The 24,954-nt window shown below is 56.4% G+C and carries 21 protein-coding genes; 17 read left to right on the forward strand and 4 right to left on the reverse strand.

Annotation, left to right across the window (positions count from 1 at the left end):
- Entirely contained in the window at nt 1-1,545 is a 1,545-nt protein-coding gene (gene ilvA / locus AFK62_RS01225; RefSeq protein WP_007677374.1) for a threonine ammonia-lyase, biosynthetic, read from the forward strand.
- Here ilvA and ilvY read toward each other — a convergent pair.
- Nucleotides 1,542-2,474: an HTH-type transcriptional activator IlvY gene (gene ilvY, locus AFK62_RS01230; protein WP_226991929.1), complete on the reverse strand. Its 933-nt coding sequence runs from the start codon at nt 2,472-2,474 to the stop codon at nt 1,542-1,544. The two genes, ilvA and ilvY, sit on opposite strands and share 4 nt — an antisense overlap.
- A gap of 224 nt (nt 2,475-2,698) precedes the next feature.
- Here ilvY and ilvC point away from each other — a divergent pair, with 224 nt between their 5' ends.
- On the forward strand, nt 2,699-4,174 hold the full coding sequence (ilvC, locus tag AFK62_RS01235) for a ketol-acid reductoisomerase (protein WP_007677379.1): 1,476 nt from the start codon (nt 2,699-2,701) through the stop codon (nt 4,172-4,174).
- A gap of 245 nt (nt 4,175-4,419) precedes the next feature.
- Here the strand turns inward: ilvC and ppiC are convergent, their stop codons facing one another.
- The gene (ppiC, locus tag AFK62_RS01240; protein ID WP_001140255.1) at nt 4,420-4,701 is read right to left on the reverse strand and encodes a peptidylprolyl isomerase PpiC; all 282 of its coding nucleotides are present in this window, start codon (nt 4,699-4,701) and stop codon (nt 4,420-4,422) included.
- Nucleotides 4,702-4,819: 118 nt separating this feature from the next.
- Between ppiC and rep the strand changes: the two genes are divergently transcribed.
- Nucleotides 4,820-6,841 carry a DNA helicase Rep gene (gene rep / locus AFK62_RS01245; RefSeq protein ID WP_032984692.1) on the forward strand — a complete coding sequence of 674 codons (2,022 nt, stop codon included), beginning with the start codon at nt 4,820-4,822 and terminating at the stop codon, nt 6,839-6,841.
- A gap of 61 nt (nt 6,842-6,902) precedes the next feature.
- Here the strand turns inward: rep and gppA are convergent, their stop codons facing one another.
- Complete coding sequence (gene gppA, locus AFK62_RS01250; RefSeq protein ID WP_007677410.1) at nt 6,903-8,387, reverse strand: guanosine-5'-triphosphate,3'-diphosphate diphosphatase; 1,485 nt, start codon at nt 8,385-8,387, stop codon at nt 6,903-6,905.
- A 5-nt stretch (nt 8,388-8,392) separates the two neighbouring features.
- Entirely contained in the window at nt 8,393-9,658 is a 1,266-nt protein-coding gene (gene rhlB, locus AFK62_RS01255) for an ATP-dependent RNA helicase RhlB (protein WP_053531677.1), read from the reverse strand.
- 117 nt (nt 9,659-9,775) lie between these two features.
- Here rhlB and trxA point away from each other — a divergent pair, with 117 nt between their 5' ends.
- From trxA to wecG, 14 genes are all read left to right on the forward strand, one after another.
- Nucleotides 9,776-10,105, forward strand: coding sequence for a thioredoxin TrxA (trxA, locus tag AFK62_RS01260; protein WP_006179218.1), 330 nt, complete (start codon nt 9,776-9,778; stop codon nt 10,103-10,105).
- 356 nt (nt 10,106-10,461) lie between these two features.
- Nucleotides 10,462-11,721 carry a transcription termination factor Rho gene (gene rho / locus AFK62_RS01265; protein ID WP_004386383.1) on the forward strand — a complete coding sequence of 420 codons (1,260 nt, stop codon included), beginning with the start codon at nt 10,462-10,464 and terminating at the stop codon, nt 11,719-11,721.
- Nucleotides 11,722-11,971: 250 nt separating this feature from the next.
- Entirely contained in the window at nt 11,972-13,072 is a 1,101-nt protein-coding gene (gene wecA, locus AFK62_RS01270; RefSeq protein ID WP_053531678.1) for a UDP-N-acetylglucosamine--undecaprenyl-phosphate N-acetylglucosaminephosphotransferase, read from the forward strand.
- 17 nt (nt 13,073-13,089) lie between these two features.
- Nucleotides 13,090-14,139, forward strand: coding sequence for an ECA polysaccharide chain length modulation protein (gene wzzE, locus AFK62_RS01275; RefSeq protein ID WP_007677424.1), 1,050 nt, complete (start codon nt 13,090-13,092; stop codon nt 14,137-14,139).
- 57 nt (nt 14,140-14,196) lie between these two features.
- Nucleotides 14,197-15,327, forward strand: coding sequence for a non-hydrolyzing UDP-N-acetylglucosamine 2-epimerase (gene wecB, locus AFK62_RS01280; protein ID WP_032984697.1), 1,131 nt, complete (start codon nt 14,197-14,199; stop codon nt 15,325-15,327).
- Nucleotides 15,324-16,586 carry a UDP-N-acetyl-D-mannosamine dehydrogenase gene (gene wecC / locus AFK62_RS01285; protein ID WP_007677433.1) on the forward strand — a complete coding sequence of 421 codons (1,263 nt, stop codon included), beginning with the start codon at nt 15,324-15,326 and terminating at the stop codon, nt 16,584-16,586. The genes wecB and wecC overlap by 4 nt, the downstream gene beginning before the upstream one ends.
- On the forward strand, nt 16,583-17,650 hold the full coding sequence (rffG, locus tag AFK62_RS01290; protein WP_007677435.1) for a dTDP-glucose 4,6-dehydratase: 1,068 nt from the start codon (nt 16,583-16,585) through the stop codon (nt 17,648-17,650). Before wecC ends, rffG begins: the two co-directional genes overlap by 4 nt.
- Nucleotides 17,651-17,668: 18 nt before the next feature.
- On the forward strand, nt 17,669-18,550 hold the full coding sequence (gene rfbA / locus AFK62_RS01295) for a glucose-1-phosphate thymidylyltransferase RfbA (RefSeq protein ID WP_007677437.1): 882 nt from the start codon (nt 17,669-17,671) through the stop codon (nt 18,548-18,550).
- Nucleotides 18,528-19,211, forward strand: coding sequence for a dTDP-4-amino-4,6-dideoxy-D-galactose acyltransferase (gene rffC, locus AFK62_RS01300; protein WP_007677439.1), 684 nt, complete (start codon nt 18,528-18,530; stop codon nt 19,209-19,211). The genes rfbA and rffC overlap by 23 nt, the downstream gene beginning before the upstream one ends.
- Before the next feature lie 5 nt (nt 19,212-19,216).
- Complete coding sequence (gene rffA, locus AFK62_RS01305; protein ID WP_007677441.1) at nt 19,217-20,347, forward strand: dTDP-4-amino-4,6-dideoxygalactose transaminase; 1,131 nt, start codon at nt 19,217-19,219, stop codon at nt 20,345-20,347.
- Between the two features lies 1 nt (nt 20,348).
- Nucleotides 20,349-21,599 (forward strand): lipid III flippase WzxE, encoded by a 1,251-nt coding sequence (gene wzxE, locus AFK62_RS01310; RefSeq protein ID WP_007677443.1) that lies wholly within the window; start codon nt 20,349-20,351, stop codon nt 21,597-21,599.
- Nucleotides 21,596-22,672, forward strand: a complete 1,077-nt coding sequence (locus AFK62_RS01315) for a TDP-N-acetylfucosamine:lipid II N-acetylfucosaminyltransferase (RefSeq protein ID WP_007677446.1) — start codon at nt 21,596-21,598, stop codon at nt 22,670-22,672. The genes wzxE and AFK62_RS01315 overlap by 4 nt, the downstream gene beginning before the upstream one ends.
- On the forward strand, nt 22,669-24,033 hold the full coding sequence (gene wzyE / locus AFK62_RS01320; RefSeq protein WP_007677450.1) for an ECA oligosaccharide polymerase: 1,365 nt from the start codon (nt 22,669-22,671) through the stop codon (nt 24,031-24,033). The genes AFK62_RS01315 and wzyE overlap by 4 nt, the downstream gene beginning before the upstream one ends.
- Before the next feature lie 13 nt (nt 24,034-24,046).
- A complete protein-coding gene (gene wecG, locus AFK62_RS01325; RefSeq protein WP_007677453.1) occupies nt 24,047-24,787 on the forward strand; it encodes a lipopolysaccharide N-acetylmannosaminouronosyltransferase in 741 nt (246 codons plus the stop codon).
- Nucleotides 24,788-24,954: the final 167 nt, after the last annotated feature.

The following is a 24,954-nucleotide window of genomic DNA, read 5'->3' on the forward strand; positions in this document are numbered from 1 at the left end:
ATGGCCGAGTCGCAATCCCTGTCCGCCGCCCCCTGTGGGGCGGAATATCTGCGGGCCGTACTGCGCGCGCCAGTCTACGAGGTGGCGCAGGTGACGCCGCTTCAGAAGATGGAAAAACTGTCGGCACGGCTTGATAACGTCATCCTCGTAAAGCGTGAAGACAGACAACCTGTGCACAGCTTTAAGCTACGCGGTGCGTACGCGATGATGGCGAATCTCACGGAACAGCAGAAAGCACGGGGTGTTATTACGGCTTCCGCGGGCAACCATGCGCAGGGCGTAGCGCTCTCCTCATCCCGGCTGGGCATGAAATCGCTCATTGTGATGCCGGTGACGACAGCAGATATCAAAGTGGATGCGGTGCGCGGCTTTGGTGGTGAAGTGCTGCTTCACGGTGCCAATTTCGACGAGGCGAAAGCACATGCCATTGCGCTTTCGCAGCAACAAGGCTTTACCTATGTGCCGCCCTTCGACCATCCGGCCGTCATTGCGGGCCAGGGCACGCTGGCGCTGGAGCTGCTTCAGCAGGACGCGCATATCGATCGTGTGTTTGTGCCGGTGGGCGGTGGCGGGTTGGCTGCGGGTGTCGCGGTATTGATCAAGCAATTGATGCCGCAGATCAAAGTGATCGCCGTCGAAGCAGCCGATTCCGCCTGCCTTAAAGCGGCGCTGGAGGCTGGTCATCCTGTCGATTTACCGCGCGTAGGGCTGTTTGCTGAAGGGGTGGCGGTTAAACGTATCGGCGATGAGACGTTCCGTGTCTGCCAGGAGTATCTCGACGACATCATCACCGTAGACAGTGATGCTATTTGCGCGGCCATGAAAGATCTCTTTGAGGATGTTCGCGCGGTGGCGGAGCCATCTGGCGCGCTGGCGCTGGCGGGCATGAAAAAGTATGTGGCGCAGCATAATATTCGCGGCGAGCGCCTGGCGCATGTGCTGTCTGGCGCTAATGTCAATTTCCACGGTCTGCGCTATGTGTCCGAGCGCTGTGAGCTGGGTGAGCAGCGCGAAGCACTGCTGGCCGTGACGATCCCGGAAGAAAAAGGCAGCTTTCTGAAGTTTTGTCAGCTGTTGGGCGGGCGTGCAGTCACGGAGTTTAACTACCGTTTTGCCGATGCCCAGGATGCCTGCATCTTTGTCGGCGTGCGGATAAGCCGCGGGCTGGAAGAGCGTCATGAAATCATCGCGCAGTTAACCGGCGACGGCTACGGTGTGGTGGATCTCTCTGATGATGAAATGGCGAAATTGCATGTGCGCTACATGGTCGGCGGACGGCCCTCAAGACCGCTGCGCGAGCGGCTCTACAGCTTCGAGTTTCCGGAGGCGCCAGGCGCGCTGTTGCGCTTTCTGCACACGCTGGGTACACACTGGAATATCTCGCTGTTCCACTACCGCAGCCATGGAACGGATTACGGGCGTGTCCTGGCAGCCTTTGAGCTTGGCGAACATGAACCGGATTTCGAAACCCGGCTCAACGAACTTGGCTACGAATGCCATGATGAGACCGGCAACCCGGCGTTCCGGTTCTTCCTTGCAGGCTAGCGGTAGCCCGGTAGCAGTTTCCAGAAGGCTTCAACAAGCGGCTCATGCAGCCGCTTTTTTTGTACACAAACGCCGAGTTCAAACGGCGTTTTTTCATCGCTGCGCTCCAGAATCAGCACGCGGTTGCGCACTGGTTCGGGGCTATTTTCGAGCACCACTTCCGGGATCAGCGCTACGCCGCAGCCCAGCGCGACCATCGATACCATCGCCTCATGACCCGCCACCGTCGCATAAATAAATGGGTTACTGATTTTATGGCGACGAAACCACAGCTCAATGCGTCGCCGGACCGGCCCCTGGTCCGGCATGATGAACGGCACCTGCGTCCAGTCTGGCTCTGAGGCGGTTACCTGCGCGCGTACCGGGCAGGGCAGGGCAGGCGCAATCAGCACCACGCTGAGGTTTTCCAGCATCGAAAACGCGACGGCGGCAGGCAGGATTTCTGGTTTGCCCGCGATGGCAAGATCGGCCTCTCCGGAATTGACCTTTTCTACCGCGTCGGCGGCGTCGCCAGTGGTCAGCTTAATTTCTACTGACGGGTGTTCGGCGCGGAAGCGATCGAGGATCGGCGGCAGATGACTGTAAGCCGCCGTTACAGAGCAAAACAGATGTAACTCGCCGGAGAGCGCAGGCCCCTGTTGGTCAATTGCATGGCGCAGCTGTTGGTATTGCAATAACGTCTGTTGAGCAAACTGGCGTAGCGCTTCGCCCGCTTCTGTCAGCGTGACGGTGCGGTTATCGCGTATAAAAAGCGGCTGAGCCAGATCCTCTTCCAGCCGCTGGATCTGGCGCGAAAGCGTGGAGGGGCTTACATGCATGGCGCGCGCGCTGCGGCCAAAATGACGGCTTTCCGCCAGATGCAGAAACATTTTCAGATCGCGCAGATCCACAGCGGCATCTCCTTGATTTCTTGTTGCATAAAACGCAATGTGATGTTGTCAATATATCAATTTCCGCAACGGATTTCCTGTCATATAGTGGTCTTAACCTGTTTCAGGTCACCGGTGTGTCGGTGTTTCTCTGACCGTGCTCTCAACGATGCGCAGTCAGGCTCGCGTAATCGCCGCCTTCCTGTAACCTGAAATTTGTACCGTCGCTTTTGACGACGTCGAAAACCGAACAATAAGACAATACAACATCACGAGGTATCACAATGGCTAACTACTTCAACACTTTGAACTTGCGCCAGCAGCTGGCGCAGCTGGGTAAATGCCGCTTCATGGCGCGCGATGAATTCGCCGACGAGGCCGGTTACCTCAAAGGGAAAAAAGTAGTCATCGTGGGTTGCGGCGCTCAGGGCCTCAACCAGGGCCTGAACATGCGTGATTCCGGGCTGGACGTTTCCTATGCCCTGCGTAAAGAAGCCATCGCTGAGAAGCGCGCCTCCTGGCGTAAGGCCACAGAAAACGGTTTTCAGGTCGGCACGTATGAAGATCTTATCCCACAAGCGGATCTGGTCGTTAACCTGACGCCAGACAAACAGCACTCTGATGTAGTGCGCGCCGTACAGCCGCTGATGAAAGACGGCGCCGCGCTGGGCTATTCCCACGGTTTTAACATTGTCGAAGTGGGCGAGCAGATCCGTAAAGACATTACCGTTGTGATGGTAGCGCCGAAGTGCCCGGGTACTGAAGTGCGTGAAGAATACAAACGCGGTTTCGGTGTGCCGACGCTTATCGCCGTTCACCCGGAAAACGATCCGAAAGGCGAAGGTATGGCGATTGCCAAAGCGTGGGCAGCGGCGACCGGCGGTCATCGCGCAGGCGTGCTGGAATCATCTTTTGTCGCTGAAGTGAAATCGGACCTGATGGGCGAGCAGACCATTCTTTGCGGCATGTTGCAGGCAGGTTCTCTGCTGTGCTTTGACAAGCTGGTGGAAGAAGGCACTGACCCGGCCTATGCCGAAAAACTGATTCAGTTCGGCTGGGAAACCATCACCGAAGCGCTGAAGCAGGGCGGTATCACGCTAATGATGGATCGTCTGTCCAACCCGGCGAAACTGCGTGCTTATGCACTGTCTGAGCAGCTGAAAACCATCATGGCGCCGCTGTTCCAGAAACACATGGACGACATTATTTCCGGTGAATTCTCCTCCGGTATGATGGCGGACTGGGCGAACGACGATAAAAAGCTGCTGACATGGCGTGAAGAGACCGGCAAAACCGCGTTTGAAAACGCGCCGCAGTTTGAAGGCAAAATCAGCGAGCAGGAATATTTCGATAACGGCGTGCTGATGATAGCGATGGTCAAAGCAGGCGTTGAGCTGGCATTCGAAACGATGGTAGATGCAGGCATCATCGAGGAATCCGCTTACTATGAATCGCTGCACGAGCTGCCGCTTATCGCAAACACAATCGCCCGTAAGCGTCTGTATGAAATGAACGTGGTTATCTCGGACACCGCAGAATATGGCAACTATCTGTTCGCCAATGCTGCCGTACCGCTGCTGAAAGAATTTATGACCACGCTGCAGCCAGGCGATCTGGGTAACGCCATTAAGGGTTCCGCCGTTGATAACGCGCAGTTGCGTGACGTGAATGACGCAATTCGCAGCCACGAGATCGAAAAAGTGGGCCAGAAACTGCGCGGTTATATGACCGATATGAAGCGTATCGCGGTCGCCGGCTGATTCCCCGCCGTCTTTTTACCCGCAGCGGCGTTGGCGGCGTTCGTACACCCCAGTCACATAGTTTTCTATGCTCCTGGGGATGTACTCGCTTGCCACCTTGCTGCAAGCCAAAATCCTTAGGGGAATGTGTTATCCACCCTCTTTTGAGTTGAAGCTAGCGTAGGGCGGGTAAACGCAGCGCACCCGCCTTAACGCGTCACTCGAACCCCAAAGAAAAAGGCCTTCTCACAGAGAAGGCCTTTTTCTTAGTTGCGGTAGAGCACTTTAATAATGTGGTAACCGAACTGGGTGTGCAGCGGGCCGGTCGGCTCCAGTACCGGACAGGAGAACACGACTTTATCGAATGCCGGCACCATCTGACCCTGACGGAATTCGCCTAAATGACCGCCTTTTTTGCCCGACGGGCAAATGGAGTGCTTCTTGGCAAGCTTCTCAAAATCGCCGCCATTTTTAATTTGTTCCAGCAGATCCAGTGCCAGTTTTTCTTCTTTAACAAGGATATGCAGTGCTGCTGCTGTTTTTGCCATGATCGTGCCTTGAGTGGGGTTGATAACGCTGGCTATACTACCACGCGTTTTTCTCCCTTCGTACTGCTGTACCTGCTGTGGGGAGCCGCCTTCTCCTCTGACTTTCACTGAGTAACTTATGCGTCTGAACCCCGCCCAACAACAAGCCGTCGAATTCGTCACTGGACCCTGCCTGGTGCTGGCGGGTGCTGGCTCCGGTAAAACTCGCGTGATCACCAATAAAATTGCACATTTGATCCGCGGCTGCGGGTATCAGGCTCGTCATATCGCGGCGGTCACTTTTACTAACAAAGCCGCGCGGGAAATGAAAGAGCGTGTCGCCCAGACCCTCGGGCGCAAGGAGTCGCGCGGCCTGATGATTTCTACGTTCCATACGCTGGGTCTTGAGATTATCAAGCGCGAATATGCGGCCCTGGGCATGAAGTCCAATTTTTCGTTGTTCGACGATACCGACCAAATGGCGCTTATCAAAGAGCTGACCGAAGGGCTGATTGAAAACGATAAGGTGTTGTTACAACAGCTTATCTCTACGATTTCGAACTGGAAAAACGACCTGCTTAGTCCCCCGCAGGCGGCAGCGCGCGCGACTGGCGAGCGCGAGCGTATTTTTGCACATTGCTACAGTCTCTATGACGCCCATCTGAAAGCCTGCAATGTGCTGGATTTCGACGATCTGATTCTGCTGCCGACCCTGTTGTTACAGCGCAATGAAGAAGTGCGTGAGCGCTGGCAAAACCGCATTCGTTATCTGCTGGTGGATGAATACCAGGATACGAACACCAGCCAGTATGAACTGGTGAAATTGCTGGTGGGCAATCGCGCGCGTTTCACCGTAGTCGGCGATGACGATCAATCCATCTACTCCTGGCGCGGCGCACGTCCGCAAAACCTGGTGCTGTTAAGCCAGGATTTCCCGGCGCTGCAGGTGATTAAACTTGAGCAGAACTACCGCTCTTCGGGACGTATCCTTAAAGCGGCCAACATTCTTATCGCCAATAACCCGCACGTTTTCGAGAAAAAGCTCTTTTCCGAACTGGGTTACGGCACGGAACTGAAAGTATTGACCGCCAATCATGAAGATCATGAGGCGGAGCGCGTCACCGGTGAGCTTATCGCGCATCACTTTATCAACAAGACCCAGTACAAGGATTACGCGATCCTTTATCGCGGTAATCACCAGTCGCGAGTCTTTGAAAAGATGTTGATGCAAAACCGCATCCCGTACCGAATTTCCGGCGGCACGTCGTTCTTCTCGCGCCCGGAGATTAAAGATTTGCTGGCTTATCTGCGCGTCCTGACTAACCCGGACGACGACAGCGCGTTTCTGCGCATTGTAAATACGCCCAAGCGTGAAATCGGCCCCGCGACGTTGCAGAAGCTTGGCGAATGGGCGACCCAGCGTAATAAAAGTTTGTTCATGGCGAGTTTTGATATGGGCCTTGCCCAGACGCTGACCGGGCGCGGTTATGAATCGCTGACGCGCTTTACGCAATGGTTGCAGGAAGTCGCGGTGCTGTCTGAGCGTGAACCTGTCGCGGCGGTACGCGATCTTATTCGCGGCATTGATTACGAAGCATGGTTGTTTGAAACTTCGCCCAGCCCGAAAGCGGCTGAAATGCGCATGAAAAACGTCAATCAGCTCTTCAGCTGGATGACCGAGATGCTGGAAGGAACCGATCTCGATGAGCCGATGACGCTGACACAGGTCGTGACGCGCTTTACGCTGCGCGACATGATGGAGCGCGGCGAAAGCGACGAAGAGCTCGACCAGGTGCAGTTGATGACGTTGCATGCATCCAAGGGCCTTGAGTTTCCGTATGTGTTTCTGGTCGGCATGGAGGAAGGGCTACTGCCGCACCAGAGCAGCATTGATGAAGACAACATCGATGAAGAACGACGTCTCGCTTATGTGGGTATCACGCGTGCGCAGAAAGAGCTTATTTTCACGCTTTGCAAAGAGCGCCGCCAGTACGGCGAGCTGATGCGCCCGGAGCCAAGTCGCTTTTTGCTCGAGCTGCCGCAGGATGATTTGCAGTGGGAAACCGAGCGTAAAGTTGTGACGGCACAGGAGCGCATGGAAAAAGGGCAGGCCAATGTGGCGAATATCAAGGCGATGCTCGCGAAAGCGCGCGGCGGGTAACGACGGCGCACAGCCTAATAAAAAACCGCCCATGCAGGCGGTTTTTTTATGCTCGTCGTGCTTATTGCACGTCAAGTTGCCAGTGCACGTAACTCTGCCAGAGCTGTTCTTGCCCTAACATCTCGGCGCCCAGCGGATGCACAGACAGCCAGTCCTGCGGAAGCGTCGCGGTCAGCGTCTCGCCGTGTACGCTGAGGCTTACTTCAGGCAGCATATCGTCGCGCCGACGGCTGGCAAAAATAATAGCCAGTCGTAGCAGTCGACACAGACGTTCAGCGACCCGCAGCGGCACTGCATTTTGCTGTTGCAGCGCAGAGAGATCGACCGTGCCGGTCTGGTTCAGTAACAGCGTCGCCAGCAGCTTTTTCTGCGCAGGCGTGAAGCCCGGCAAATCCAGATTATTCACCAGATACGCGGCGTGATGAGGCGCTCGCTTGAAATCAATCGCCAGGCCGACTTCATGCAGCAAGCTTGCGCTATGCAACAGTGTGCGGCTGAGATCGTCCAGCGCCCATTCGCTCTCCACGCTCGTAACGAAGCGTTCAGCCAGCTGCGCCACGCGCCCGGCCTGGCTGATATCCACCATAAAACGGCGCTGGATATTTTTCAGGGTGCGGTTGCGAATGTCCTGATCGACCGCCAGATGTAGCATCCCATACACCAGCCCTTCACGCAGTGCGCCGCCGGCAAGGGTCATGCATTCGATTTCAAGTTCACTGAAAACCGCGATAAGAATGGCAAGGCCGCTTGGGAACACCAGCGCGCGTTCCAGCGTCAGGCCTTCAATTTCAAGCTCTTCCAGACGACCACAGTGAATGGCGCGCGTTTTTAGCTGCTGGAGTTTCGCAAGCGTAATGCGCTCGTCCATACCCTGCGCCATCATGATTTCTTGCAGCGCCTGCACGGTGCCTGACGCGCCAACACAGATTTTCCAGCCCTGGCCACGCAACTGCGCGATGACGGGCTGTAGCACGTCGCGCGCGGCCTGTTCAGCGCTGGCGAAATGCTCTTGTGTCAGGCTTCGGTCAGTGAAAAAACGCTCCAGAAAAGTGACGCAGCCCATCGGCAGGCTAAACAGCGATGTGGCTCTGGCACCGGTGCCGGTCACAAGCTCCGTACTGGCACCGCCAATATCCACGACCAGGCGGCGGTCATCACCCCCGGTTGTATGCGCGACGCCCTGATAGATAAGCCGCGCCTCTTCTTCGCCTGCAATGACCTGTACCGGGCAACCAAGGATTTCCTGGGCGCGGGCGACAAAAACATCGGCATTGGTGGCAAGACGTAGCGTCGCGGTGGCGACCACGCGGATTTGCGAAGGGGAAATATCCTGAAGGCGTTCGGCGAACAGGCGCAGGCATTGCCAGCCGCGCTCCATGGCATCCGCCGAGAGCGCATTGTCAGCGCCGAGGCCCGCCGCGAGGCGGACCTTGCGTTTCACACGCGTGAGCGTCTGAATGCTCCCGGCTACCTCACGTACCACCAGCATATGGAAGCTGTTCGAACCGAGGTCGATCGCCGCATACAGTGAGGAGGTTCCGGGCATAGCGCTTATCCTGTACGACGACGGTTGCGCGGCGCGCCGGAGCGACGCGGGCCATTGCCGGTACGCGGACGCGACAGGCGTTTCGGCGGCGGCAGCTCGTTTAACAGCGCATCCGGGTTGTATTTACTTACCGGAATGGTATGGCCGATATACGTCTCAATAGCCGGCAGGTTCAGCGCGTACTCTTCACAAGCAAGGCTGATAGAGTGACCACTGGCGCCCGCGCGACCGGTACGGCCAATACGGTGAACATAATCTTCGCAGTCGTCCGGCAGATCGTAGTTGAAGACGTGCGTCACGGCCGGGATATGCAGGCCGCGTGCCGCTACGTCCGTTGCCACCAGAATGTCGAGATCGCCGCGGGTAAATTCATCAAGAATACGCAGGCGTTTTTTCTGGGCTACGTCGCCGGTCAGCAGACCTACGCGATGACCGTCTGCGGCCAGATGACCCCAGATGTCTTCACAGCGGTGTTTGGTATTCGCGAAAATAATGGCGCGGTCCGGCCACTCTTCTTCAATGAGCGTCTGGAGCAGGCGCATTTTTTCTTCGTTAGACGGATAGAAAAGCTCTTCTTTGATACGGTGGCCCGTTTTCTGCTCCGGCTCAACCTCGACATACTCCGCGTTGTTCATCTGTTCAAACGCCAGTTCACGCACACGGTAAGACAGGGTAGCGGAGAAGAGCATATTGAGACGTTGCGCGGCAGCCGGCATACGGCGGAACAGCCAGCGAATATCTTTGATGAAGCCCAGGTCGTACATGCGATCGGCTTCATCGAGTACGACGACCTGAATCGCGCCCAGATTGACGTGGTTTTGTTTGGTGTAATCAATGAGACGGCCAGTGGTGCCGATCAGGATATCGACGCCGCTTTCCAGCACTTTCAACTGCTTGTCGTAGCCGTCGCCGCCGTAGGCGAGACCAAGCTTAAGGCCGGTAGCTTCCGCCAGCGGCTCCGCGTCGGAGTGAATCTGCACCGCCAGTTCGCGGGTCGGCGCCATAATCAGGGCGCGCGGCTGATTCACCTGGCGACTTTCCGCAGCAGGGTGAGAGAGTAAATAGTGAAACGTTGACGTTAAAAACGCCATCGTTTTGCCGGTACCGGTTTGCGCCTGCCCTGCAACGTCACGGCCCGTGAGCGTTAACGGGAGTGCCAGAGCCTGGATAGGTGTGCAGTTATGAAACCCTTTTTTTTCAAGGGCTTGAACTACGACAGGGTGCAGGGCGAAGTCGGAAAACTTCTGTTCAGTCAAGTGTGTTTTGCTCATAGTGTGGTAGAATATCAGCTAACTATTGCTTTACGAAAGCGTATCCGGTGAAATAAAGTCAACCTTATGTTGGTTAATGCTACACCAACATGACAGGCCTAATCTTTGGAGTAAAACATGAGCGATAAAATTATTCACCTGACTGACGACAGTTTCGACACGGATGTACTTAAGGCGGACGGGTTGATTCTGGTTGATTTCTGGGCAGAATGGTGTGGTCCGTGCAAAATGATCGCCCCTATCCTTGATGAAATCGCTGATGAATATCAGGGCAAACTGACGGTTGCCAAGCTGAACATCGACCAGAACCCGGGCACTGCGCCGAAATACGGCATCCGCGGCATTCCGACTCTGCTGCTGTTTAAGAATGGTGAAGTGGCGGCGACCAAAGTGGGCGCGCTGTCTAAAGGCCAACTGAAAGAGTTCCTCGACGCCAACCTGGCGTAAATGGTTCCCCGCCGGGGCGATCACGGTTGTGAAAAACTCACGACCGCTGGACGCCCGGCTTCAGTCATGCTAACTTAATTTTTGACTTCAATTTAAACTTACCTTTTAGTTTGAATCTTGTAATACCCGACGCTTCCCGCCCGTGACAATGTCAATACCGAGACCGGTAGGCGAGAAGAGCATTAACTCCGGGACTTATCACTCATTCCGTCTTGTCGTTTCAGTTCTGCGTTCCTTACCTGCAACCAGGCAACGAACAGACATGAGATGAAGCCCGTTAACAGGCATGGATGACCCTGCCATACCATTCACAACATTACGTTCGAGATTTACCCCGAGTTTAAGAACCCACCACTATGAATCTTACCGAATTAAAGAATACGCCGGTTTCTGAGCTGATTACTCTCGGCGAAAATATGGGGCTGGAAAACCTGGCCCGCATGCGCAAACAGGATATTATTTTCGCCATCCTGAAGCAGCACGCGAAGAGTGGCGAAGATATCTTTGGCGACGGTGTGCTGGAGATATTGCAGGATGGTTTCGGCTTCCTCCGTTCTGCAGACAGCTCCTACCTCGCCGGTCCCGACGACATCTACGTTTCTCCCAGCCAAATCCGCCGTTTCAACCTCCGCACAGGGGATACTATCTCCGGTAAGATTCGTCCGCCGAAAGAAGGCGAGCGCTACTTTGCGCTGTTGAAAGTTAACGAAGTTAACTTCGATAAACCGGAAAACGCACGTAATAAGATCCTGTTTGAAAACTTAACGCCGCTGCACGCGAATTCTCGTCTGCGCATGGAGCGAGGAAACGGTTCTACTGAAGATTTGACTGCGCGCGTACTGGATCTGGCCTCGCCAATAGGTCGTGGTCAGCGTGGTCTTATCGTCGCGCCGCCCAAAGCGGGTAAAACCATGCTGCTGCAGAACATTGCGCAGAGCATCGCGTACAACCATCCTGATTGCGTGCTGATGGTGCTGCTGATTGACGAACGTCCTGAAGAAGTGACCGAGATGCAGCGTCTGGTTAAAGGCGAAGTCGTTGCGTCGACGTTCGACGAACCGGCTTCCCGCCACGTTCAGGTTGCTGAAATGGTGATCGAGAAGGCGAAGCGCCTGGTTGAGCACAAAAAAGACGTTATTATCCTGCTCGACTCCATCACCCGTCTGGCGCGTGCATACAACACCGTGGTACCGGCGTCTGGCAAAGTGCTGACCGGTGGTGTGGATGCGAACGCCCTGCACCGTCCGAAGCGTTTCTTCGGCGCTGCGCGTAATGTGGAAGAGGGCGGCAGCCTGACCATCATTGCGACTGCTCTGATTGATACCGGCTCTAAAATGGATGAAGTTATCTACGAAGAGTTTAAAGGCACCGGTAACATGGAACTTCACTTGTCTCGTAAGATCGCGGAAAAACGCGTCTTCCCGGCGATTGATTACAACCGTTCCGGTACCCGTAAAGAAGAACTGCTGACGACGCAGGAAGAACTGCAGAAAATGTGGATCCTGCGTAAAATCATTCACCCGATGGGTGAGATTGACGCGATGGAATTCCTCATTAATAAACTGGCGATGACCAAAACTAACGACGAATTCTTCGACATGATGAAACGTTCGTAGTCAGCGGGAACTCGGGGAACGCCACGTCACGACGTGGCGTTTTTCTTTGTTGCTCTATACGATAGGCAACAGGCGTGATCTTTACACGAATTTCAGTAAAGGTGCGCCAGTTTTTATCTGGCCTGAGCTATGTTTATCTTACTGAATAATAATTAGTCTGTTCAGGGATGAGGGGCGGAGGAGTGCTGAGAAAGCCTGACTGCCGCAGTTATACTTCCTCCGGACTTAACGTTTGCAGAGAGCGCACACTGTGAATTTAGTTACCGTTGGTGCTGAGCTAATCAGTATTTTTTTATTCACATTTGTTTTTCTTTTTTTTGCACGAAAGCTGGGCAAAAGAATTGGCCTTGTCGATAAGCCCAATTTCCGTAAGCGCCATCAGGGGCTCATCCCGCTGGTGGGCGGCATCTCCGTCTACGCAGGCATCTGCTTTACCTTCTCCATAGCGGACTACTATATCCCCCATGCGGCGTTATACCTGGCAAGCGCCGGGGTACTGGTTTTCGTCGGCGCGCTGGATGACCGTTATGACATCAGCGTGAAAATCCGCGCGGTGATCCAGGCGGTTATCGGCGTCGTGATGATGACGGTCGGCGGGCTCTATCTGCGAAGCCTCGGGTATATTTTCGGCTCGTGGGAGATGGTGCTGGGGCCGTTTGGCTATTTCCTTACGCTCTTTGCCGTCTGGGCGGCAATTAATGCCTTTAACATGGTCGACGGCATCGATGGTTTGCTCGGCGGATTGTCGTGCGTTTCTTTTGCGGCCATTGGGATGATCCTGTGGTTTGACGGGCAGACCAGCCTGTCGATGTGGTGCTTCGCCATGATAGCCGCCATCCTTCCTTATATCCTGCTGAATCTGGGCGCGTTCGGTCGTCGCTATAAAGTCTTTATGGGCGACGCCGGCAGTACGCTTATCGGCTTTACCGTTATTTGGATCCTCCTCGAAACGACCCAGGGGAAAAGGCATCCGATTAGCCCGGTGACGGCGCTGTGGATCATCGCGATTCCGTTGATGGACATGATTGCCATCATGTACCGCCGTCTGCGTAAGGGCATGAGTCCTTTCTCGCCAGACCGCCAGCACATTCATCATCTGATCATGCGCGCAGGCTTTACTTCTCGTCAGGCGTTTGTCCTTATCACGCTCGCCGCCGCGCTGTTGGCAGGCATTGGCGTAGCGTCCGAATATGCCGCACACATTATTCCTGAATGGGTAATGTTGGCATTATTCTTGCTAGCATTTTTCTTCTACGGCTACTGTATTAAACGGGCATGGAAAGTGGCGCGCTTTATCAAACGCGTTAAGCGTCGTATGAAGCGCGGAAGCAACAAGCCCACCGCTAATTAAAGTAAATCGGGGACGTGATGAATCAAAAAGTGCCGGGCACTCCGCCAGGAGTGGCAGATAATGAACTGGATATTCGCGGTCTGTTTCGAACGCTGTGGGCAGGTAAATTCTGGATAGCGGGAATGGCCGTACTGTTTGCGCTGGTGGCGCTCACGTACACGTTCTTTGCACGCCAGGAGTGGAGCGCGATGGCGATTACCGATCGCCCGACTGTCAATATGCTGGGCGGGTACTACTCGCAGCAGCAGTTCCTGCGCAATCTGGATGTGAAAGCCAACCTGGTGCCGGTGGATCAACCCTCGGTGATGGACGATGCCTATAAAGAATTCATCATGCAGCTCTCTGCCTGGGATACCCGCCGCGATTTCTGGTCGCAGACGGATTACTACAAGCAGCGTAAAGTCGGCAACAGTAAGGCGGATGCCGCCCTGCTTGATGAATTCATCGATAATATTCAGTTCACCGCAGGCGACATTACGCGCAACCAGAACGACAGCATTAAGCTTGTGGCAGAGACCGCGCCCGATGCTAATAACCTGTTGCGTCAGTACATTGCCTTCGCCAGCCAGCGTGCCGCGAGCCATCTCAATGATGAGCTGAAAGGTGCCTGGAGTGCGCGCACCGTGCAGATGAAGGCGCAGGTCAAGCGCCAGGAAGCGGTAGCAAAATCTATTTACGATCGTCGCGTGCATAGCGTTCAGCAGGCGTTGCAGGTGGCGGAACAACACAATATTTCTCGCAGCGAAACAGACGTTCCCGCAGACGAGCTGCCGGATTCTGAACTGTTTATGCTGGGGCGGCCACTGTTACAGGCGCGTCTGGAAAATCTCCAGGCGGTCGGGCCAACCTACGACATCGACTACGATCAGAATCGGGCGATGCTGGCGACGCTGAACGTCGGACCGACACTGGACCCACGCTTTCAGACCTATCGCTATCTGCGTACGCCAGAAGAGCCGGTTAAACGCGACAGCCCACGTCGCGCATTCCTGATGATCATGTGGGGAGCCGTTGGGGCGTTGACTGGCGCTGGCGTGGCTCTGGTCCGCCGCCGTCGCACCGCATAAGCACGCGTCCTGGATGAAGGCGCACGCCACCTTCATCGTCAACTGAAGAGAATCGTTGTGAGAGTACTAACCGTTTTTGGCACGCGACCAGAAGCCATCAAAATGGCGCCGCTGGTACATGCGCTGGCACAAGATCCCGCGTTTGACACACGAGTATGCGTCACGGCCCAGCATCGTGAGATGCTGGACCAGGTGCTGCATCTTTTTTCCATTGTGCCGGATTACGACCTGAACATCATGAAGCCCGGGCAGGGATTGACTGAAATCACCTGCCGTATTCTGGAAGGGCTGAAACCGATTCTGACCGAATTCCGCCCCGACGTTGTGCTGGTGCATGGCGATACGACGACGACGATTGCGACAAGTCTCGCGGCGTTTTATCAGCGTATTCCTGTGGGCCACGTCGAAGCGGGTCTGCGCACCGGCGATCTCTATTCGCCGTGGCCGGAAGAAGCCAACCGCACGCTTACGGGTCATCTTGCGATGTACCACTTCGCCCCGACGGAATTGTCACGCCAGAACCTGCTGCGCGAAAACATTCCTGACACCCGTATTTTTGTGACCGGCAACACCGTTATCGACGCGCTGATCTCCGTGCGCGACCGCGTGATGGCGGACGAGGCGTTGCGCCTGCGTCTTGAAACGCAGTACCCCTTCCTGGATGTCGACAAGAAACTGATTCTGGTTACGGGCCATCGTCGCGAAAGTTTCGGGGAAGGATTTGAACAGATTTGTCGGGCGCTGGCGGATATCGCCGCGCAAAACCGCGACGTACAGATTGTCTACCCGGTCCATCTCAACCCTAATGTGACCGAGCCGGTAAACCGCATTCTGGGCCACGTTGAAAACGTGGTGCTCATAGAGCCGCAGGAGTACTTGCCATTTGTCTGGCTGATGAATCACGCCTGGCTGATCCTGACCGATTCCGGTGGGATTCAGGAAGAGGCGCCGTCGCTTGGCAAACCGGTGCTGGTGATGCGTGAAACCACCGAACGGCCAGAGGCAGTCGAGGCGGGGACGGTGCGGCTGGTGGGCACAGATACGCGGCGTATTGTTGCCGAAGTGACGCGACTGCTGAACGACGAGGCGGCGTACCAGGCCATGAGCCACGCCCATAACCCTTATGGCGACGGGCAGGCATGCGAACGGATATTACATGCACTTAAAAATAATCGGGTATCACTATGAGTTTTAATACCATTTCGGTGATTGGTCTGGGTTATATCGGTTTACCCACCGCGGCTGCATTTGCCTCGCGAGAAAAACAGGTCATCGGCATCGACATCAATCAGCATGCGGTCGATACCATCAACCGGGGTGAAATTCATATCGTCGAGCCGGAGCTGGATAAGATCGTGAAAGCTGCCGTAGAAGGTGGTTTCCTGCGCGCAAGCACGCAACCGGTCGAGGCAGACGCGTATCTCATCGCGGTTCCTACGCCGTTTAAGGGCGATCACGAGCCGGATATGGCTTACGTACAGTCGGCGGCGGAATCTATCGCGCCGGTGCTGCGTAAAGGCGCGCTGGTTATTCTCGAATCCACGTCGCCGGTCGGCGCTACTGAACAGATGGCGCAATGGCTGGCCGCGCTGCGCCCGGATCTCTCCTTCCCGCAGCAGGCAGGCGATGCAGCGGATATCAATATTGCGTATTGCCCGGAGCGCGTACTGCCGGGGCAGGTCATGGTTGAACTGATTAAGAACGACCGGGTGATAGGCGGCATGACGCCGGTGTGTTCGGCGCGCGCCAGCGAACTCTATAACATTTTCCTTGAAGGTGAGTGTGTAGTAACTAACTCCCGCACCGCCGAAATGTGCAAGCTGACGGAAAACAGCTTCCGTGACGTCAATATCGCGTTCGCCAACGAGCTCTCGCTTATCTGCGCCGACCAGGGCATCAATGTCTGGGAGCTTATTCGCCTTGCGAACCGCCATCCGCGTGTGAATATTCTGCAGCCGGGGCCAGGTGTTGGCGGCCACTGCATCGCGGTCGATCCGTGGTTTATCGTGGCGCAGAACCCGCAGCAGGCGCGGCTTATCCGCACCGCGCGCGAAGTAAACGATCACAAACCGCACTGGGTGATCCAGCAGGTGAAAAGCACGCTGGCGGATTGCCTCGCTGCAACCGATCGCCGCGCCAGCGACGTAAAAATCGCCTGCTTTGGTCTGGCGTTTAAACCTAACATCGACGATTTGCGTGAAAGCCCGGCGATGGAAATTGCAGAGCTTATCGCCGACTGGCATAGCGGCGAAACGCTGGTGGTTGAGCCAAATATCCACACGCTGCCAGCACGGCTTGAGGGCAAATGCCGTCTGGCCTCGCTTGATGACGCGCTGGCGCAGGCCGATGTGCTGGTGATGCTGGTTGATCATCAGCAGTTCAAAGCCATCGACGGTGCGACGCTGAACCATGCCTGGATAGTCGACACCAAAGGAGTCTGGCGATGAAACGCTTTCTGGTAACGGGCGGCGCTGGCTTTATCGGCTCCGCCGTGGTCAGACACCTCATCCAGAATACCGACCATGCGGTGCTGGTGGTCGATAAACTGACTTACGCCGGTAATCTGGCCTCGCTGGCACCCGTCGCGCAGGATCCGCGTTTTACCTTTGAACAGGTCGATATCTGCGACGCGCAAAATCTGGATCGCCTGTTTGCGCAGTTTAAGCCCGATGTCGTCATGCATCTTGCCGCGGAAAGCCATGTTGACCGCTCCATTGATGGCCCGGCGGCGTTTATTGAAACCAACATCGTCGGCACTTATACGCTTTTAGAAGCGGCGCGCCGCTACTGGAGCGCGCTTGAGGATGCGCAGAAAGCGGCATTTCGCTTTCATCACATCTCGACCGACGAAGTGTATGGCGATCTGCACGGCTTAGACGATTTCTTTACGGAAACGACGCCCTACGCGCCAAGCAGTCCGTACTCCGCGTCAAAAGCGGGGAGCGACCATCTGGTGCGCGCCTGGCGCCGTACTTACGGTCTGCCGACGCTTGTGACCAACTGTTCGAATAACTACGGACCGTACCACTTCCCGGAGAAACTGATCCCGCTGACCATCCTCAATGCGCTGGCGGGCAAACCGCTGCCGGTATATGGCAACGGGCAGCAGATCCGCGACTGGTTGTATGTGGAAGACCATGCGCGCGCGCTCTGCCTGGTGGCGACGAAAGGCGAGGTGGGGGAAACCTACAACATCGGCGGCCATAACGAGCAGAAGAACCTCGATGTGGTGAAAACCATCTGCGCGTTGCTGGAAGAGCTGGCACCGCAGAAACCCGCTGGCGTTAAGGACTACGGCTCGCTTATCACGTTCGTTCAGGACCGTCCCGGCCACGATCTGCGCTACGCCATCGATGCCAGTAAAATTGAGCGCGAGCTCGGCTGGCGCCCGCAGGAAACCTTTGAAAGCGGGATGCGTAAAACGGTGCAGTGGTATCTCGACAACGAGACCTGGTGGAAGCAGGTTCAGGACGGCAGCTATCAGGGCCAGCGTCTGGGGCTTGCGCGTTAAACACGACGGGAGACCGGCATGAAAGGCATTATTCTGGCGGGCGGCTCTGGCAGCCGCCTTCATCCTATTACACGTGGCGTTTCCAAACAGCTTCTGCCCATCTACGACAAGCCGATGATTTATTATCCGCTGTCGGTGTTGATGCTGGCCGGGATCCGCGATGTTCTTATTATCACCACGCCTGAAGACCAGAGCTACTTCCAGCGTCTACTGGGCGACGGCTCCGCGTTCGGCATTTCGCTGGAATACGCTGTGCAACCGAGTCCGGATGGCCTCGCGCAGGCGTTTATCATTGGCGAAAGCTTCCTTGCGGGCGGCCCTTCGTGCCTGGTGCTGGGTGATAACATCTTCTTTGGTCAGGGCTTCAGCCCGAAACTGCGCCATGTCGCGGCGCGTACCGAAGGGGCGACGGTATTTGGCTATCAGGTGATGGATCCGGAGCGCTTTGGCGTGGTGGAGTTCGATGAAGATTTCCGCGCGATTTCTATCGAAGAAAAACCGACGCACCCGAAATCTCGTTGGGCGGTCACTGGCCTCTATTTCTACGACAGCAACGTGGTGGAATACGCTAAACAGGTGAAACCCTCCAGCCGCGGCGAGCTCGAAATCACCTCCATTAATCAGATGTATATGGAAGCGGGCAAGCTGAACGTTGAGCTGCTGGGGCGTGGTTTCGCCTGGCTCGACACCGGCACACACGATAGCCTGATCGAGGCCAGCACCTTTGTGCAGACCGTCGAAAAACGTCAGGGCTTTAAAATCGCGTGTCTGGAAGAGATAGCCTGGCGCAACGGCTGGCTGGATGACGACGGCGTGAAACGCGTCGCGCAGCAGCTTGCCAAAACCGGCTACGGCCAGTATCTGCTGGAGCTGCTTCGTGCCCGTCCACGCCAGTATTGAACCCCTTGAGTGGGAGAGCCAGTTTTTCGGTCTCGACAGCGCGATTGTCCGTTTCTCCGATTCCGCACCGCTGCTGGACGTGGCGCAATTAGCCGTCTGGCCGCGCGTGCAGGCGAAAGTACCGGCCGCGCGCAGCGATCTGCTGGACGGCCTTTCGACGCTCGGCTTCCAGCTGGTCGAAGGCGAGGTCGATTTCGCGCTGACGCTCGCACATGACGCGCCCGCAGACGATGTGCAGGCAGTGACGGCGACCACTGACGATATTCCTTTACTGCGTGATGCGGCGGCGCAGGCTTTCGCCCTGAGCCGTTTTCGCGCGCCCTGGTATATGCCGGACGCGAGCGGTCGGTTCTATGCACAGTGGGTGGAAAATGCGGTGAAAGGTGCGTTCGACCATGAATGTCTCATCCTGCGCACGCCGCAGGGCGTGCTGCGTGGTTTTGTCACGCTGCGCGCGCTTAACGAACAAGAAGCCCGCATCGGCCTGTTGGCCGGTCGCGGCGCCGGAGAAGCCCTGATGCAGGCGGCGCGCCAGTGGTGCGTCACGCGTGGGCTTTACACCTTGCGGGTAGCAACTCAGGCGGGCAACCGCGCTGCGCTGCGTCGCTATATTGCCAGCGGTGGCAACATCGAAAGCACCGCTTATTGGTTATACAGGTAACAATCATGATTCCATTTAACGCACCGCCCGTGGTGGGCACGGAAATCGACTACATGCAGTCTGCGATGAGCAGCGGCAAACTGTGCGGCGACGGCGGTTTCACGCGTCGTTGCCAGCAGTGGATGGAGCACCGTTTCGGCAGCCCGAAAGTATTACTCACGCCATCCTGCACTGCGTCGCTCGAGATGGCGGCGCTGCTGCTGAACATCCAGCCGGGCGATGAAGTGATTATGCCAAGCTTTACGTTCGTCTCTACCGCTAATGCCTTTGTGCTGCGCGGCGCGAAGATTGTCTTCGTGGATGTGCGCCCGGATACGATGAATATCGACGAAACGCGGATCGAAGCGGCCATTACCGAAAAAACCCGCGCTATCGTGCCGGTGCATTACGCGGGCGTTGCCTGTGAGATGGACGCTATCATGGCGATCGCGCAGAAGCATCAGCTTTATGTGGTGGAAGACGCCGCGCAGGGCGTGATGTCGACCTATAAAGGCCGTGCGCTCGGCACCATTGGCCATATCGGTTGCTTCAGCTTCCACGAAACCAAAAACTATACTGCGGGTGGTGAAGGCGGTGCGACGCTGATTAACGACCCGTCGCTGATTGAGCGCGCGGAAATCATTCGCGAGAAAGGCACCAACCGCAGCCAGTTCTTCCGCGGTCAGGTGGATAAATATACCTGGCGAGATATCGGCTCAAGCTACCTGATGTCTGATTTGCAGGCGGCGTACCTCTGGGCGCAGCTCGAAGCGGCGGACCGTATTAATCAGCAGCGCCTGACGTTATGGCAAACCTACTATGATGCGCTTGCTCCGCTGGCGCGCGCCGGGCGTATTACGCTGCCGTCGATCCCCGAATCCTGCCGCCATAACGCGCATATGTTTTATATCAAATTGCGCGATATCGACGATCGCAGCAAGCTTATCGCGTACCTCAAAGAGGCCGAGATCCTGGCGGTATTCCACTACATTCCGCTGCACGGCTGTCCGGCAGGTGAAAAATTCGGCGAGTTCCACGGTGAAGATCGCTTTACCACCGCTGAGAGCGAGCGTCTGCTGCGCCTGCCGCTGTTCTACAACCTCGCGCCGGTAAATCAGCGCACGGTGATCAATACGCTGCTGAGCTATTTCGGCTGATATGTCGCTTGCTAAAGCTTCCGTGTGGACCGCCGGATCCACACTTATCAAAATCGGCGCGGGCCTGGTGGTCGTCAAATTGCTGGCGGTCGCGTTCGGTCCGACGGGCGTAGGCCAGGCGGGGAATTTTCGACAGCTCATTACGGTGCTGGGCGTCCTGGCCGGGGCAGGTATTTTCAACGGCGTGACAAAACTGGTGGCGCAGCATCAGGGTGATGCCGCGGGACTTCAGCGCGTCACGGGTACGGCGTCCGCCATGGTCCTTGGCTTCTCCACGCTGCTGGCGGTGATTTTCCTGCTGGCGGCGGGGCCGATTAGCGTTGGCCTGTTTGGTCATGACCGCTATGAAAATGTGGTGCGCATGGTGGCGTTTATCCAGATGGGGATCGCCTGGGCCAACCTGACGCTTGCGATTATCAAAGGCTTTCGCGACGCGGCGGGCAACGCGCTGGCGCTGATTGCGGGTAGCCTTATCGGCGTGGCGGCGTACTACGTCTGTTTTCGTTTCGGCGGCTACGAAGGCGCGTTGCTTGGCCTGGCGCTGGTGCCTGCGCTGGTGGCGATTCCGGCGGTCTGGATGTTGATGCGGCGCGAGCACCTGCCGCTTCGCTACCTCAAACCGTCATGGGATGCCCCGCTGGCGCGTCACCTTGGTAAGTTTACGCTGATGGCGCTGATGACGGCGGTGACGTTGCCGGTCGCGTACGTGATTATGCGAAATCTGCTGGCTGCCCGTTACGGGTGGGATGCCGTGGGCATCTGGCAGGGCGTGAGCAGCATTTCTGATGCGTATTTACAATTTATCACCGCCTCGTTCAGCGTCTGGTTGCTGCCGACGCTCTCTCGCCTTGAAGAGAAGCGCGACATTACCCGCGAAATCGGGCGCGCGCTGAAGTTTGTCCTGCCCGCCGTGGCGGCGGCGAGTCTTGCGGTTTATCTGTTGCGGGATTTCGCCATCTGGCTGCTGTTTTCACCGCAATTTACCGCCATGCGCGATCTCTTTGCCTGGCAACTGGTGGGTGACGTGTTGAAAGTGGGCGCTTACGTTTTCGGTTATCTGATTATCGCGAAAGCCTCGCTGCGCTTTTATGTTTTGACGGAAATCAGCCAGTTTGCTTTATTAACCGGTTTTTCATACTGGCTGATCCCGGCGCATGGCGCGGCGGGCGCGGCACAGGCCTATATGGCAACCTATATTGTCTATTTCGCCCTCTGTTGTGGCGTATTTTTACTCTGGCGCAGACAGACATGACAGCATTGATTCACGTTCTGGGGTCCGATATTCCCCATCATAACCAAACGGTACTGCGTTTCTTTAACGATGAACTGGCCGGCACAAATGAACAGGCGCGCCGCTTTATGGTGGTGTGCGCCGATGAGAATCTTGGCCAGCAGTATGAGGCGCTTGCGCTTCGCGTGTACCCCGATAAGAAATCGCTCGCCCGCGCGGTTGTAGCGCTGGCACGCGAAAACCGAGACCAGCGCTTTTTCCTGCACGGGCAGTTTAACGCTCCGCTGTGGCTGGCGATGCTGAGCGGCGGGCTTAAGCCCGCGCAGGTGAGCTGGCATATCTGGGGAGCCGATCTCTACGAAGCCTCACGCAGTCTGAAGTTCCAGCTTTTCTACCGTCTGCGTCGTCTGGCGCAGGGACGGGTGGGGCATGTGTTCGCCACGCGCGGCGATCTTAGCCACTTCGCGAAGCGCCATCCTGGCGTGCCGGGCGAACTCCTCTATTTCCCAACCCGGATGGATGAAGGGCTTAATCAACTGCCGCCGCCCGCACGCGACGGGAAACTTACGATTCTGGTTGGCAACTCCGGCGATCGAAGCAACGACCATATCGCGGCGCTGAACGCCGTGCATCAGCAGTTCGGCGACACAGTAAAAGTGATCGTGCCGATGGGCTATCCGGCCAATAATGAGGCCTGGATTGATGAGGTGACGAAAGCCGGGCAGGCGCTGTTCAGCCCGGAAAACCTGGATGTACTGCGCGATAAGCTCGATTTTGATGCTTATCTCACGCTGCTGCGCCAGTGCGATCTCGGCTATTTCATCTTTGCGCGCCAGCAGGGCATCGGCACGTTATGTTTGCTGATCCAGGCGGGCGTACCGTGCGTGCTAAGTCGCGAAAACCCCTTCTGGCAGGACATGGTGGAACAAAATCTGCCGGTTCTGTTTACCGGCGATAAGCTTAATGAGGTGACGGTGCGCGAAGCGCAGCGTCAGTTGCAGATGGTCGATAAATCGCAAATCGCGTTCTTTAAACCCAATTACCTGACGGGCTGGCACCGCGCGCTGCGAATCGCTTCAGGAGAAGTGGCATGAGCTTACTGCAATTTAGCGGTCTGTTTATCGTCTGGCTGCTGGCGACGCTGTTTATCGGCACGCTGACTTGGTTTGAGTTCCGCCGGGTGCGGTTTAACTTCAACGTCTTTTTCTCGTTACTGTTTCTGCTGACGTTTTTTTTCGGTTTTCCGCTGACCAGCATTCTGGTGTTCCGCTTTGATGTGGCGGTGGTGCCTGCAGAGGTGCTGTTGCAGGCGCTGCTCTCGGCGGGCTGTTTCTACGCGGTCTATTACGTGACGTATAAAACCCGGTTACGGGCGACGCGCTCGCAGGAGAATACGGCAGGCGGCGGGCTGTTTACGATGAACCGCGTCGAAACGCATCTGGCCTGGATAATGATGATGTCGGTGGCGCTGGTAAGCGTCGGCATTTTCTTTATGCATAATGGCTTTCTGCTGTTTCGGCTGCACTCGTACAGCCAGATTTTCTCCAGCGAAGTGTCCGGCGTCGCGCTGAAGCGCTTTTTCTACTTCTTCATTCCGGCAATGCTGGTGGTGTACTTCCTGCGTCAGAATAGCCGGGCATGGATTTTTTTCCTTATCAGTACCGTCGGGTTCGGTCTGCTGACCTATATGATTGTCGGCGGCACGCGCGCCAATATCATTATCGCTTTCGCTATTTTCCTGTTCATCGGCATTATTCGTGGCTGGATTTCGCTTGGGATGCTGGCGGCGGCAGGTGTGATGGGGATTGTCGGGATGTTCTGGCTGGCGCTGAAGCGCTATGGTCTGAACGTGAGCGGCGACGAAGCGTTTTATACCTTCCTTTATCTCACGCGCGATACATTCTCGCCGTGGGAGAATCTGGCGCTGTTGCTGCAAAACTACGGCAATATTGAGTTCCAGGGCCTGGCGCCGATTGCGCGCGACTTCTATGTGTTTATCCCCTCATGGGTGTGGCCGGACAGACCGCACATCGTGCTGAACACCGCCAACTATTTCACCTGGGACGTGCTAAATAACCATTCGGGGCTGGCTATCTCCCCGACGCTGCTGGGCTCGCTGGTGGTGATGGGCGGCGTGTGGTTTATCCCGCTCGGCGCAGTGGCGGTCGGGTTGATTATTAAATGGTTCGACTGGCTGTATGAGCGTGGCAACCGCGAACCGAACCGGTACAAAGCGGCGATTTTGCATAGCTTTTGCTTTGGCGCCATTTTCAACATGATTGTGCTGGCCCGCGAAGGACTGGACGCTTTCGTGTCGCGCGTGGTCTTTTTTATGGTGGTATTTGGCGCCTGTCTGGTGTTCGCAAAGCTGATTTACTGGCTGCTGGATAACGCGGGGCTGATCCAGCCGCGCCGTGCCCGCACGGCACCGCTGTCGCCGACGGAAACGCTTTAAGGTAAGGAATATGATGTCTGAACACGTCACCGCCCCGGTGTATACGCTTCGCGGTCTGCCGCTACTGGGGTGGCGCGATATGCAACACGCGCTTGATTATCTTTATGCCGACGGCGCGCTGCGCCACGGCACGCTGGTAGCTATTAACGCCGAAAAAATGCTGACGCTGGAAGCGGATACGGAAGTCCGCCATCTCATTGAGGCCGCAGAATTTAAATACGCTGACGGGATAAGCGTCGTGCGCTCGGTGCGTAAGAAGTATCCGCAGGCGCAGGTATCGCGCGTGGCGGGCGCCGATCTCTGGGAGGCGCTGATGGCGCGCGCGGGCCGCGAGGGCACGCCGGTCTTTCTGGTCGGCGGCAAACCACAGGTGCTGACACACACTATCGATAAGCTTAAACGCCAGTGGAATGTGAATGTTGTCGACGCGCAGGACGGCTACTTTAAGCCGGAAGAGCGCGCGGCGCTGTTTGCGCGTATCCGCGACAGCGGCGCGCAAATTGTTACGGTAGCGATGGGCTCGCCGCGTCAGGAAATATTTATGCGCGACTGCCGCGAGGTGCATCCGAATGCGCTCTATATGGGGGTTGGCGGTACCTATGACGTGTTCACCGGCCATGTGAAACGCGCGCCGAAAATCTGGCAGAACCTCGGGCTGGAATGGCTCTATCGTTTGTTCTCCCAGCCGAGCCGCCTGAAACGCCAGCTGCGCCTGCTGCGTTACCTGAGCTGGCACTACACCGGCAATCTGTGATCCCCGGCGGCGGCTAACGCCGTCGCTGTCCCTTCTGATGACTTATTAAGCAGTGAACGCCTTTTCCCACGCATTATTTGCCATTTACCAAAAATTGCGGAACCATTCGCCCGCCCTTTGCCAGGGCGCGGCGTGTTTTTGCTGTCCGCAAAGGCGCGCAGGTATCA

The sequence above is a fragment of the Cronobacter condimenti 1330 genome, assembly GCF_001277255.1.
In the GTDB taxonomy this organism is placed as follows: domain Bacteria; phylum Pseudomonadota; class Gammaproteobacteria; order Enterobacterales; family Enterobacteriaceae; genus Cronobacter; species Cronobacter condimenti.